At 51.3% G+C, this 13,112-nt stretch carries 15 protein-coding genes; 13 read left to right on the plus strand and 2 right to left on the minus strand.

Annotated elements, in window-relative coordinates:
* Positions 1–39 precede the first annotated feature (39 nt).
* The 3 genes from ACTQY5_RS00555 to ACTQY5_RS00565 all read left to right on the plus strand — a co-directional run bounded on the left by ACTQY5_RS00555 (position 40) and on the right by ACTQY5_RS00565 (position 4,960).
* Positions 40–2,967, plus strand: coding sequence for an insulinase family protein (locus ACTQY5_RS00555; protein ID WP_441368630.1), 2,928 nt, complete (start codon positions 40–42; stop codon positions 2,965–2,967).
* 519 nt (positions 2,968–3,486) lie between these two features.
* The gene (locus ACTQY5_RS00560) at positions 3,487–4,527 is read left to right on the plus strand and encodes a 3-deoxy-7-phosphoheptulonate synthase (RefSeq protein ID WP_022488106.1); all 1,041 of its coding nucleotides are present in this window, start codon (positions 3,487–3,489) and stop codon (positions 4,525–4,527) included.
* Positions 4,528–4,546: 19 nt separating this feature from the next.
* On the plus strand, positions 4,547–4,960 hold the full coding sequence (locus tag ACTQY5_RS00565) for an amino acid-binding ACT domain protein (protein WP_022488105.1): 414 nt from the start codon (positions 4,547–4,549) through the stop codon (positions 4,958–4,960).
* 417 nt (positions 4,961–5,377) lie between these two features.
* Here ACTQY5_RS00565 and ACTQY5_RS00570 read toward each other — a convergent pair whose 3' ends face one another.
* Positions 5,378–5,788 (minus strand): peptide deformylase, encoded by a 411-nt coding sequence (locus tag ACTQY5_RS00570; RefSeq protein WP_441368631.1) that lies wholly within the window; start codon positions 5,786–5,788, stop codon positions 5,378–5,380.
* Between the two features lie 508 nt (positions 5,789–6,296).
* Positions 6,297–6,662: an ACT domain-containing protein gene (locus ACTQY5_RS00575; protein ID WP_279127631.1), complete on the minus strand. Its 366-nt coding sequence runs from the start codon at positions 6,660–6,662 to the stop codon at positions 6,297–6,299.
* Positions 6,663–7,139: 477 nt separating this feature from the next.
* Here ACTQY5_RS00575 and ACTQY5_RS00580 point away from each other — a divergent pair, with 477 nt between their 5' ends.
* The 10 genes from ACTQY5_RS00580 (at position 7,140) to ACTQY5_RS00625 (ending at position 13,054) form a co-directional block, all read left to right on the plus strand.
* Entirely contained in the window at positions 7,140–7,688 is a 549-nt protein-coding gene (locus tag ACTQY5_RS00580; RefSeq protein WP_441368632.1) for a TetR/AcrR family transcriptional regulator C-terminal domain-containing protein, read from the plus strand.
* A 149-nt stretch (positions 7,689–7,837) separates the two neighbouring features.
* The gene (locus tag ACTQY5_RS00585; protein ID WP_302174445.1) at positions 7,838–8,380 is read left to right on the plus strand and encodes a rubredoxin-like domain-containing protein; all 543 of its coding nucleotides are present in this window, start codon (positions 7,838–7,840) and stop codon (positions 8,378–8,380) included.
* 45 nt (positions 8,381–8,425) lie between these two features.
* Positions 8,426–8,752 (plus strand): cupin domain-containing protein, encoded by a 327-nt coding sequence (locus ACTQY5_RS00590; protein ID WP_441368633.1) that lies wholly within the window; start codon positions 8,426–8,428, stop codon positions 8,750–8,752.
* Between the two features lie 75 nt (positions 8,753–8,827).
* Positions 8,828–9,472, plus strand: a complete 645-nt coding sequence (locus ACTQY5_RS00595) for a flavodoxin family protein (protein WP_298671192.1) — start codon at positions 8,828–8,830, stop codon at positions 9,470–9,472.
* 28 nt (positions 9,473–9,500) lie between these two features.
* Positions 9,501–10,004 (plus strand): flavin reductase, encoded by a 504-nt coding sequence (locus tag ACTQY5_RS00600; RefSeq protein WP_441368634.1) that lies wholly within the window; start codon positions 9,501–9,503, stop codon positions 10,002–10,004.
* Between the two features lie 304 nt (positions 10,005–10,308).
* Positions 10,309–10,494, plus strand: coding sequence for a hypothetical protein (locus ACTQY5_RS00605; RefSeq protein ID WP_288174562.1), 186 nt, complete (start codon positions 10,309–10,311; stop codon positions 10,492–10,494).
* 141 nt (positions 10,495–10,635) lie between these two features.
* Positions 10,636–11,178 (plus strand): hypothetical protein, encoded by a 543-nt coding sequence (locus ACTQY5_RS00610; protein ID WP_441368635.1) that lies wholly within the window; start codon positions 10,636–10,638, stop codon positions 11,176–11,178.
* A 94-nt stretch (positions 11,179–11,272) separates the two neighbouring features.
* Entirely contained in the window at positions 11,273–11,515 is a 243-nt protein-coding gene (locus ACTQY5_RS00615; protein WP_154488269.1) for a hypothetical protein, read from the plus strand.
* Positions 11,516–11,905: 390 nt separating this feature from the next.
* Positions 11,906–12,490 carry a hypothetical protein gene (locus tag ACTQY5_RS00620; protein WP_441368636.1) on the plus strand — a complete coding sequence of 195 codons (585 nt, stop codon included), beginning with the start codon at positions 11,906–11,908 and terminating at the stop codon, positions 12,488–12,490.
* 261 nt (positions 12,491–12,751) lie between these two features.
* Entirely contained in the window at positions 12,752–13,054 is a 303-nt protein-coding gene (locus ACTQY5_RS00625; RefSeq protein WP_441368637.1) for a peptide deformylase, read from the plus strand.
* Positions 13,055–13,112 lie beyond the last annotated feature (58 nt).

Raw genomic sequence — 13,112 nt, forward strand, 5'->3', positions numbered from 1 at the left:
TGCCCTTAATAGAAAAGAAAACAAAGGAGAAGATTCTGCATGGAACTTTCTGTTGGAACGAAACTCCACGGCTTTGCCGTACAAAAAATCACCCCTCTGCCGGATATCGAAGCCACGGCTTACGAAATGATCCATGAGGCCAGTGGGGCCAAACTGTTCTACCTGGCCTCAAAAGATGACAACAAGGTGTTCACCATCGGCTTCCGGACTCCCAGCCAGGACGACACCGGGGTGGCCCACATCACCGAACATTCCGTCCTTTGCGGCAGCCGGAAATACCGGCTGAAGGAACCTTTCGTGGAACTGGTGAAAGGCTCCCTGAACACCTTCCTGAACGCCATGACCTACACGGACAAAACTGTGTACCCGGTGGCCAGCCGGAACGCCAAGGACTTCCGGAACCTGGTGGACGTGTACCTGGATGCGGTGTTCTATCCTCTCATCGGAGAGAACCCCTTTACCCTCCGCCAGGAAGGCTGGCATTACGAACTGGGGAAAGAAGGGGACAAACCTCTCCTTTACAACGGGGTGGTGTACAACGAAATGAAGGGGGTCTATTCCTCCCCGGACGCCATCGAGGAACATGAAGTGATGAAGGCCCTGTTCCCGGATTCCCCTTACCGGTTCGAATCCGGCGGCCTGCCTTCCGCCATTCCCCAGCTGACCCAGGAAGGGTTCGTGGCCTTCCACAAAAAATACTACAGCCCGGAAAACGCCTACATCTACCTGTACGGGGATGTGGACATCGCCGACTGGCTGGACTACATGGACCGGGAATATCTCAGCCGGTTCCCCAAGACCGGCACCCTGAAGGTGGAAATCCCCCTCCAGGCTCCCTTCGACCAGACCCGGGAAGTGAAAGCCTCCTACCCGGTGCCGGAAGGGGATGACACGGCCAAAAAGACCTACCTGTCCATGAACATCGTGGTGGGGTCCGCCCTGGACCAGAAGCGGATTATGGCCCTGAAGCTTTTGACCCATGTGCTCCTGGACGGGAACAACGCTCCCCTGCGGCTGGCCCTGCTCCGGGCAGGCATCGGCAGCGACGTGTCCGGCAGCCTGAACGGCTCCCAGCTCCAGCCGGTGTTTTCTGTGGAAGTCAGCGGTTCCGACCCGGACAAGGAAGACCAGTTCGTAAAGGTGCTGTACCGGACCCTCCAGGATCTGTCCCGGAACGGGATTCCCCGCCGGCTCCTGGAAGCGGAACTGAACTCCGAAGAATTCAAGATGCGGGAAGCGGATTTCAACATCTATCCCAAAGGCCTGATCTACGGGCTGAACGTAATGGAAACCTGGCTCTACGGAGGAGACCCCACCGCCTGTCTTCGGTTCACCGACTGCCTGGACTTCCTCCGGAGCGCCATCGACAAGGGATATTATGAACAGCTCATCGAAAGCGTACTTCTGGACAACACCCACAAATGCCTGGTGACCCTGACCCCGGAACCGGGGAAGGAAGCCCGGGACGCGGAACAGTTCGCCCAGGCCATGGCGGAAAAGAAGAGCCAGATGGATGCAGACCAGCTGAAGGAAGTGGAAGCCATCGCCGACGAGCTCCATGCCCGGCAGGCAGCCCCCGACACCCCGGAAGCCTTGGCCTCCATCCCGCTCCTCCAGCGGTCCGACATTACCCGGAAAAACGATTTCGAGCATCCCCAGGTAACGGAAGCGGGGGACCACACCCATCTGGTGCTCCATCAGTTCACCAACAAGATCGCCTATTTCGACTGGTGCTTCGATCTTACCGGTCTGCCGGAAGACAAGCTGTGCTATGCTTATCTTCTCACCGACGTGCTGGGGAAGGTGGACACCGACGATTATTCCTATGAGGAACTGACCACCCTGGCGGATCTATACCTGGGAGGCCTGAACTTTGAAGTGAAGCCTTACAGCCGGTACAACGACACCAACACCTACCGGAACGTGTTCAAGGTGTCCGCCAAGGTACTGGAAAAGAACGAGGACAAGCTGTTCGATATCCTCAGCAGCATCGCCCTCCGGAGCCATGTGGAGGACAAAAAGCGGCTGAAGGAAATCATCAGCGAAGTGAAGACCGACTGGGACAACAACTTTTTTGCCCGGGGGATGACCGTGGCCACCCTGCGGCTTATGAGCTACTTCTCCAAATCCGCCCGGAGCATGGAACACGACCAGCTGACCTATTACCAGTTCCTCCAGGATCTGTGGGCCCATTTCGACGAAAAGGCCGATGAAGTGGCGGCCAACCTGAAGGCTCTGGTGCCCGCCTTCTTCCACCAGGATGCCCAGCTCCAGTCCCTGTCCTGCGACAAGGACATGGAACAGGAAGCCCTGGCCAGGATGGAAGCCTTTACCGCCCAGTTGCCCCATTCCCCCTATGCAGGGAAGGCCATGCCCGTTCTGACGGCTCCCGGGAAGAACGAAGGGATCACCACCTCCGGGAAGGTCCAGTATGTACTGGCCGGGGGCAATTTCCATGACCACGGCTACCACTATACGGGAGCCATGAAGGTGCTGGAAACCATCCTCCGGTACGGATACCTGTGGACCAAGATCCGGGTCCAGGGCGGGGCCTACGGGGCCGGTACCCGGTTTGACCCCAGCGGCACCTTCTACCTGTCCAGCTACCGGGATCCCAAACTGGCGGAAAGCCTCCAGGCCTACCGGGATCTGCCGGACTACCTGGAAAAATTCCAGGCCTCCGACCGGGAAATGACCAAGTACGTGATCGGCACCATCAGCCTGGTGGATACGCCCCTTACCCCGGCCATGCACCTGGAAAAGGCCATCACCGCCCAGATGAAGGGGACCCCGGAAGCCATCGCCCAGAAAAAGCGGGACCAGATTATCGACTGCACAGCCGAAGACATCCGGGCCCTGGCGCCCCTGGTATGGGACGTGCTCTCCGACGGCTACCTGTGCGTAGTCGGGGGAGAAGGGAAGATCCAGGAAAACAAGGGATTGTTTGAACAGGTGATCAAGGCGTAAAAGGCAGTCAGCGGGTGAAGGAGACCATCTGCCGGGGGCAGATGGTTTTGAAGGGAAACGCAGCCCAGGGGGCTGCTAACCCACCACCATTCCGCAAGCGCAACGGTCCCCCGCCCTTGAAAAGGGCGGATAACAGGTACGCGGGCTTACGCCCTTGCCCCTGTCTTATGCAATGGGCCGTTAGCCCCGAGCGTATATCCGCCCTTTACAAGGGCGGATATACGCTCGGGGCTCCGCCCCATTGCTTTTGTGACACGCGGGCTATGCCCTAGTGTCACTATCCGCCCTTTTCAAGGGCGGGGGACCAGCCGCAAGGCTGGTGGTGGGTTAGCAGCGACAGCTGCGTTTTTCTCAAGGGGACCCGTGCACCGGGTCCCTTCCTTCGCCCATTGACAATTGACCATTGACCATTGACAGCAACAAGGACGATTGTATCTTTTGTAATTTTTACAGATACAATCGTCCTTGTTGCAAATTTGTGGTATAATGAATACAATTTACACCAAACGGAGGGATACAATGGAACTGGAAATGGAATTCATCCGGAAAATGCCTTCTCCCCAGGAACTGAAGGTGGAACATCCTGTGGAGCCGGCCATTTATGAGACCAAACGGCGCCGGGATGGGGAGATCCGGGACATCCTCACCGGGAAGGACAACCGTTTTTTGCTGATCATCGGTCCCTGTTCTGCGGACAATGAGGACGCTGTGGTGGACTACTGCCACCGGTTGGCAGAAGTCCAGGAACAGGTGAAGGATACCCTGTACATCATTCCCCGGGTCTACACCAACAAGCCCCGGACCATTGGGGTGGGGTACAAAGGCATGGCCCACCAGCCCGACCCGGAAGGGAAGGAGGACATGCTGGCCGGGATCATCGCCTGCCGGAACATGCACATCCGGGTGATCCGGGAAACCGGCTTCACCTGTGCTGAAGAGATCCTTTACCCGGAAAACCACCGGTACCTGTCCGACCTGATTTCCTATGCGGCCATCGGGGCCCGGTCCGTGGAAGACCAGCTCCACCGGATGATGGCCAGCGGGGTGGGGATCCCGGTGGGGATGAAGAACCCCACTTCCGGGGACATTTCCGTTATGCTCAACTCCATTGCCGCCGCCCAGCATGAGCAGCAGTTCCTGTTCCGGGGCTGGGAAGTCCGGACCAAAGGGAACCCGCTGGCCCATGCCATCCTTCGGGGGTATGTGGACAAGTTCGGCAAGAGCCTGCCCAACTACCATTATGAAGACCTGGTCCGGCTCCACGAGGAATACGGGAAACGGGATCTGGTGAACCCGGCGGTGGTCATCGACGCCAACCACGCCAATTCCGGGAAAAAGTACCTGGAACAGATCCGGATCTCCAACGACGTGCTCTACAGCCGCCATATGAACCCGGACCTGAAAAAGATGGTGAAGGGCCTGATGATCGAAAGCTACATCGAAGACGGCAGCCAGAAAATCGGCGAAGGGGTCTACGGAAAATCCATCACCGATCCCTGCCTGGGCTGGGCCAAAACCAAAGATCTGATTTTGGAACTGGCCGGCCGGGTGGATTATTGAGAAACAGGGAGGAAGTACCATGCTGAAACAGATTTCGCTTTTTGCAGCCAACCATAAAGGGGCTCTGGGGAAGATCACCAACGACCTGGCCCGGGAGAACATCAACATCTACACCATGCTGGCCACCGACAGCGCCGAATTTGGCATCATCCGGCTGATCGTGGACAATCCGGACAAGGCCCTGGAGGTGCTCCAGAAAGCCGGCTACCAGTGCCGGATCGACTATGTGCTGGCTGTGGACATGGGCAGCGACCAACCCGGGACCCTGGACAAGATCCTGACCCATCTGAAAGACGCCAACGTGTTCGTCCGGTACCTGTACATCTCCTTCGACCGGAAAACCTCCAGCCCTATTGTGGTGCTGAAAACCGACGAACCCGAAACTGAAACCTTCCTCCAGGGAAAAGGGTATACCCTGCTGGACCGGTTCTGAGGGAACAGGGCAGGGGTTGCTTTTCCGTCTTACGCAGAAGGAGACCATCTGCCGGAGGCAGATGCTTCTGAAGGGAAACGCAGCCAGGGGCTGCTAACCCACCACCATTGCGCAAGCGCAACGGTCCCCCGCCCTTGAAAAGGGCGGATATACGCTCGGGGCTTTGCCCCATTGCTTTATGTGGGTGCCAGGGCGTAAGCCCGCGTACCCACTATCCGCCCTTTACAAGGGCGGGGGACCGGCCGATAGGCTGGTGGTGGGTTAGCAGCGTCAGCTGCGTCCTTATTCAGAGGAAACCGGTTACGGGTTCCATCCATCTTTCCTTCCATCCCGGCCCCCCAGGTCGCAAAAAAATCAGGCCCGCAGTCACATCGACTGCGGGCCTTTTTTTGTACAGACTATATTGTATCCGTTCTTTTATATCACAATTCCCTGCAAATGATCCACCTCGTGCTGGATGATTTCTGCCGTAAAATCTTTGAATGTCTGTTTTTGCTTTTTGAATTCCATATCCTGGAATTCTACCTGGATTTCCCTGTACCGGGTGGTTTTTCGGGTTCCGGATAGGGACAGGCAGCCTTCTTCGGTTTCGTAGGGATGTTTCTTTTTGAGAATCACCGGATTGAACATGATCAGATCCATCATCCCCAGATTCACTACGATAATGGCTTTGGGGACTCCGATCATATTGGCAGCCATGCCCACACATTCCTGCCGATGGGCGACCAGCGTGTCCAGCAGGTCCAGGGCCGTCTGCCGGTCTCCGGGAAAAGCAGGAAGGGCTTTTTGCTGGAGGAAAACAATATCGTGGACGATTTCTTTGATCATAACGGATACCTTCTTTCTTGCAGGAAAAGACTCTGATTTTTTGAAAGAACAATCATCCTTAAAGTTTGATGAATCAATGATAGACCATAGATAGGATAAATTCAACCTGTTGCAGTAACATCCAGGAAAACAAAAGGACAAAAATCCAGGGGATTTTTCCCGAATGGATACCCGTCGGGTGGCCGGGAAGGGCGGGCCCGGGGCTCGCCCCTACAGCGTCAGGGTCGGAGAAACGGGGAGGCAGGGAGTTTCGGCTTTCATCGAATCTTCGATGAGCGGGCCTGCCGTCCCTATGGCTTTGTGCACGGCCCGTATTTTGGTGCATAAATCGGCACCGTAGGGGCCTCACGCCGGGAGGCCCGCAAACACACCGAATGTACGGGCGTAATGATAATCATCCCTACGCCAACCAAGTCATACCGAACGAAGGAAATCCTCTGCCCCCAACGTGGTAGGGGCTCCCTGCAGGGAAGCCCGTCCCGGCCGCCCAGGGGGCCCGAAGCTTCTTTCAAACAACCGTATATCCGGCTTCCGCCAGCACTTCCAGAGATCGGTCGAAGTTTTCCTTTTTCACCAGGATGTAATCGGTATTGAACGTGGAAACGGCGAAAATACTGATCTTGTGTTCGGCCAGGATGCCGGACACCTGGGACAGGATCCCAATCAGAGAAAAATCCAGGATGCCCTGGATCCGGAACCCTTTCCAGCCATCATCCCGTTCCAGAGTCTGGAGAGGAGCATCTTTCGTCCGGCAAACCAGGGACAGTTCCTCATCGGTTTTTCCAATAAAATAAAAATCAGCATCCAAACGGATATCGGACAGCTGGCTGACCTTGCATACCGTCAGATTATAAGGGATTTTTTTCAGTTCCATGGCAGGCTCCTTTGCAGTTAAATATGAAATGTCATTAATAATTTAGTATATCGGCAGTGAGAAAAGAAAGCAAGATAGAGGAGAAGAAAAAGATCATACAGATTTACCCCGAAGGGAACCCTCCGGGAGGCCGGAGAAGGGCGGGCCTGCGGCTCGCCCCTACAGCGCTGCAATCGAACGTTTGATCCAGCCGTCTTAAAAACGAATATTTCGACGATCCCGTTGCTCTGATTTTCCGTTGGTTCTTTGACCCCAACGGCGTAGGGGCTCCCCGCAGGGGAGCCCGTCCCGGCCGCCCAGGGGGATGCTCTGCACTCTGCGCTCTTCACTCTGCACTTATGCCCCATTTCCCACCTGCCCATCCCCCTCTTTTCTGCTATAATTATAAATTATAGGGAAAGTTTCACCCTACAAAAAGTTTGGCAGTAGGAAGAACCCGTTTTACTATTTTCATCCATGAATGAAGGGGAGACTTTTATGATTGAACGGCCTACCACGAAGCAGTTATTGGCTGCTTCCCTCATTGAACTTGCTGGGAAGAAATCCGTTGACAAGATTTCGGTCAAAGAAATTGTCACCAACTGCGGCATGACAACGACAACCTTTTATAATCATTTTGCGGATAAATATGTACTACTGGCTTCTATCTATAACAAAGAAATTGAGCCGACTTTTAGCCAACTCGGCAATAAAATCAGCTGGCGTGATGCGTTGCGTATATTCTGCACTACCCTTTCGGATAAACAGTCATTTTTTCTAAATGCGTTGAAAAACACATCAGGGCAGACCTCCTTCCGCTATGCGACTAATGACTACGCCATCGATTTACTGCGTGAACGCCTGCGTATTTTAGGTAAAGAAGATGCACTTCCTATAGAAATCGATTTTTTGGCTAAGTACTATATGCGTTCTATCTCTGAGATGATTCAGGACTGGTTTATTGGTGGGCAAAAAATTCCTCTCGATAATTTTATCGAACTACTTGTCCTCGCCATGCCAGAACCATTAAAGAAGCGTCTGCTTTAATGGCAGGTTGGCATTCTGCACAAAATGACAAGTTCGTTTAGAAACACACGATTTTCTAACGGGATTCCGCCTTCCTTTCGTGCTACAATAAGTCCATCAAAAAACAAGAAACCTGTATAAAAATTGTGCAGGAAAAAGGAGAATTTACTATGAGTATTTACGGAATGACGAAAGACACGAAATTGGCACCGATGATGAAGATGATGGCGCAGGGCGAAGCCAAGGGCGTCATGATGTACTATGCACTGGCACGTATTGCCAGCGAGCAGGGCATGAATCAGGAAATCGTTAATACGTTTATCGAAGCCGGCAATCAGGAAGCCAAGCATGCTGGTTTTTACGCGGCCATAAACGGCGACTATCCGCAGGATTTCTGGACGCTTGTCTACGGCCTTGCCAAAGCAGAAGCAAAAGGTGAAGGTTCAGTACAGGCTCTGGCAGATAAGGTACGCGGCGCAGGATTCGAAGCTGCGGCTGATGACATGGAAGCCTTTGCCAAAGAAGAAGGTCATCACGGTGTTATCCTTGGGAGAATCCTTTCCAAATACGGTCCGAAGATTGATGTGGAAGGCAAGGTCCGCTATATTTGTGCGGTCTGCGGTTACGAGCACATTGGCGATATCAACGACGAGCCGGATGATTATGTATGCCCGCTCTGCGGCCAACCAAAGACAGTCTTCAAGAAAGCATAAGTTTAGGTTGAAAAAACAAGAAACCTACTCAGGAGGATTATCCATATGTCTGTTTTTCCAGAAATCATCCGCCATGTTCCACAACGTGACTATGGTATAGAAGGGCTGACGGTTCGCGTGGGCCATACGTCTACAGGCACGGTCTACTTCGTCAGTGCGGAAAAAGAAGTCTATTTTCCAGAGCATGCCCATGCGGAACAGTGGACAATTGTTGTCAGCGGTAAATGCCTGTTGACAATGGATGGCGCAACCAGGACGTATCAGCAGGGCGATACATACGTCATCCCAGGCAATAAGAAACATCAAATCACACTTTGCGCTGGCTATGCGGAAGTCGATTACGTCGACGATCCATGTGACGGCGAAGCATAATCTATTTTTGCGCGGCCTGCGGTTATGAGTACATTGGCGATATCAACAAAAAATCATAGAGGAGAAGAGATTCCTATGAAAAAGATACTGATACTGAATGGTGGCCCCCGGAAGAACAACAACACTGCAAAACTCCTGGCATCTGCCAGGGAAGGTGCTGTTTCTGCCGGAGCCAGCGTCGAGACTATTGACTTATATAATCTGAACTTTACCGACTGTCGCAGCTGCCTGGCATGTAAGAATAAAAAGATTGCCGTGCCTTGGAAATGCTATTGGAAGGACGGCTTGACGGAAACGCTGGAGAAAGTCTATGAGGCAGATGCAATTATCATCGGCTCGCCAATTTACTTCGGGGAACCAACGGGCGAGGTCCGTTCCTTTATGGTCCGCTCGACCTTTCCGGCACTATCCTATGATGATTATAAGAGCACGTTTACGGGAAAAATCGATGTCGGCATTATCCTTACGATGAATGCAGACCAGAACTACTACGATGAGCACTACAAACCGCGCATGGAAGAATACTTCTGGCCGTTCCATTTCCTGAACGGGAAAACGGAAATACTGGCTTCTTGCGATACGCTGCAGGTACCGGATTACAGCCGATACCGTATGGCATCGTGGGATGAAACGAAAAAGAAAGCGCATCACGCCGAGCAATTCCCGAAAGACCTGCAGGCGGCCTTTGATCTTGGAAAGAGACTGGCCAGCCAGCAGTAACTGTTTTGTTGTGAAAGGATAAACTTTTATGAATACGAAAGATTTTCAGCCAGAGATTTTCAAACTCTTTGATGACCAGTGGGGCATCCTGACCGCCGGCGATAAAGACTCCTTCAATTCGATGACGATTAGCTGGGGTATGCTGGGAACACTCTGGTGTATGCCTCACAAGGGGAAGAATGTCTGCGCAGTATTTGTCAATCCGGCGCGTTATACGTATGGTTTCATGGAAAAGAGCGACTACTACACTGTCTCGTTCTTTGACAACAAGAAGTATCAGAAAGCTCTCGGCATCATGGGAAGCAAATCCGGCCGGGATATGGATAAAGCAAAGGCCAGCGGTCTCACCCCAAAATATCTGGAGCATGGCGTGACCTACGAAGAAGCAGAGATTACTTTTGTCGTCCGGAAAATCTACCGCCATGAGCTTCAGCTGGGGCAAATGCCAGCGGATGTCATCGAGGGATTCTATACCAAAGGCCGTGTGCCGCACACGATGTATATCGGAGAAATCATCGAGACCATCCGGTAAATCCCGGCTATCAACCCTATAAGCGCCACATAATCATAATCTCCGTCAGGGTCGGGGAACCAGGGAGGGCAGGGAGTTTCGTTTTTTATCGTACCCCCGATGCCCATATTGTCACCGTCCAACAGATCAAACGAGAGTGCCCGACCCCAACGTGGTAGGGGCTACCCGCAGGGGAGCCCATCCCGGCCGCCCAGAGGGCAAAAAAACAGGCCCGCAGTCGTAGTGATTGCGGGCCTGTTTCTGTCGGTATTTTTGGACAGGACATTTGCTATAATGAATATAAAGCAGGAAGATAAATTCGGCTGTGGGTAAAAAGAACCAGAGGGAGAGAAAAATGAAGGTAAGATATGTTGGACCTTCACAGCAGGTTAAGAGTCTGACGGATCATCAAATCTACTCTATTGAACAGGGAAAAGGTGCTCCATTGAATCCATGGGACGAATTGGAAAATACGATTTTTTATGGGTCTGCCCAAGATGTTGAAAATTAAAAATGTCCCGAGTGCGGTAGCTTCTTAACAGTAAGATTTGAAAAATCGGAATCCTGCCTCACCATAGAATGCCAGCAATGTGGGGATCGATCTCATGGGGATAAGTGTCTCCTGATACCGAAGTATTTACAGGAGAGGACGGTGAATTTAATGACGGCTGATGATGAAAAGAAAACGAAAACGCTTCTAACACCTTTTGGCAAAATCAAAATCCTGATCGATGGAAAACCAATCCCCTATGTTGCACAAAGGGGAAGGAATTTGGAAGGAAAGTGTCCTCATGTTCTGGGAAGATATCAGATTGCCATCCATTTTACCCCTGATGGAGAGAATCATACCCTGGCATGTGTTTTTGAAACTGGTTTATCCTATGAAAGAATGTCGGAAAGTGGTGACTGTCTGGAATGTCAAAGCTTTTATAATGATTGCGGGTTTAAAATGTCCATCGGTCTTGAATGTGAGTCAGGATACATAGGAAATGTACGGTTCTCTGATCGATATGATTATGATGTGGAATATCTGAAAAATGGAATGACTTTCCTGATTGACAGGAATACAAAAACTAAACACTATGTGTTTGGGATATCCTGGATTGATAACGTAGTCTGGAACGATCATACTGAAGACAAGCGTAAACGGGATGTTGAAACCTGGTATGGGGCAGACCCAACGATAGGATTGTAAATCTTCGCCACTCAGTTACTAGGACCTCAATCGAATAAAGACTTTCGGCCGCTGGCCGGCCAGGGTAAGGCGTGTCAAGCAGGAGCATAGCAAAATGGTCGATTTATTTTTGCAGGAAATTACGGAGGAAAAAGTTGCCTATAAATATGTCCCAGAAGGTAAAGAGAATGAATACGGGTATGGATTGATTGCTATCGATAAAACAACCGGCGAACTAGAACTGGTTCAACGAGATCCACAGAAGTGGGATGCTTATGCAAGGCATGCAGTTTTAACGATTCATAAATTTTACAAACAGGGATTTTACCCTGAAAAATATACGGTTCTCTGGTATTGAACAAAAAAGATTACGGTGAACATCCATGATTGACCTGGCGAAAGACAGGAAAACTGGCATTCCTAATTCTGAATCTTTGACTTTGAGTTTGTGGTGGCCAGGATTGATTTGCCTTGGTTGAACCCCTACCACGTCTGCGTCGGAGTTGGGTGCAGAAAGACGAGCCGCGAGCCATTGCAATGCCGTAGGACTCGCAGGCCCGGCGTTCCCGTTAGATGCACGAACCTATGACCCCAACGGTGTAGGGGCTCCCCGCAGGGAAGCCCATCCCCGGCCGCCCAGGGGGCAAAAAGCAGGCCTGCAGTCGAGGGATTACGGGCTTTTTTCTGTCGTGATTTTTGGATAGGGCATTTGCTATAATGAACATAACGCAGGAAGATAAATTCAGCTGTGGGTAAAAAGAACCAGAGGGAGAGAAAAATGAAGGTAAGATATGTTGGACCTTCACAGCAGGTTAAGAGTCTGACGGATCATCAAATCTACTCTATTGAACAGGAAAAAGGTGCTCCATTGAATTCATGGGACGAATTGGAAAATACGATTTTTTATGGGTCTGCCCAAGATGTTGAAAATTTAAAATGTCCCAAGTGCGGTGGACCCTTAACGGTAAGATTTGAAAAATCAGAATCATGCCTCACCATAGAATGCCAGCAATGTGGGGCTCGATCTCATGGGGATAAGTGTCTCCTGGTGCCAAAGGATTTACAGGAGAGGACGGTGAATTTAATGACTGCTGATGAGTTGAAATCGTATATGTTGGATGATTTCGTATACGATTCTCCAACTTTACAATTTGCCATTTATCCTGGAATCAAGGATGGCTTTTCATATTCGTGTACGACTGATATTTATGGAAAAACGGATGAACCAACTCAAGACTTTAAAAGTTTTGAGGAAATGTTAAACAATTTTATGATTGGGCATCGAACATTGAAAGAAGTGTTACCATATGTAGACATTATTTATATTGGATAAGATTTAAGACCTTACGAAAACCCTCCGGGAGGCCGGGAAGGGCGGGCCTGCGGCACGCCCCTACGGCGCTGCAATCGAATGTTTGATCCAGCCGTCTTAAAAACGAATATTTCGACGATCCCGTTTCTTTGATTTTTCGTTGTAACTTCAATCCCAACGTGGTAGGGGCTACCCGCAGGGGAGCCCGTCCCGGCCGCCCAGGGGGCAAAAAAGCAGGTCCGCAATATTGAGAAGATTGCGGACCTTTTTCTGTCGGGATTTTTGGATAGGCTATTTGTTATACTGGCAGCCAATATGATCGGAGTACCAAAGACCATCATTGTGGTGAGCCTGGGAATCATGGACCTGGTGATGTTCAACCCGGCAATCACACAGAAGAAAGGGCCTTACGAAACAGAAGAAGGCTGTCTGTCTCTCACAGGGACCCGAAAAGTCACCAGGTATCAGGAAATCAAAGTGGAATTCCAGGATATGAAATTCAAAAAGCAGAAAAAGACTTTCAAAGATTCCCCGGCAGAGATTATCCAGCATGAAGTGGATCATTTGGAGGGCGTATTGATTTAACAGTCTTGTCAGCGGTCGACAGATATCCGGCCAAACAGTCACAGAAAGACTTGGAACA

The organism is Acidaminococcus sp. HCP3S3_H5 (assembly GCF_052122235.1).
Taxonomy (GTDB): domain Bacteria; phylum Bacillota; class Negativicutes; order Acidaminococcales; family Acidaminococcaceae; genus Acidaminococcus.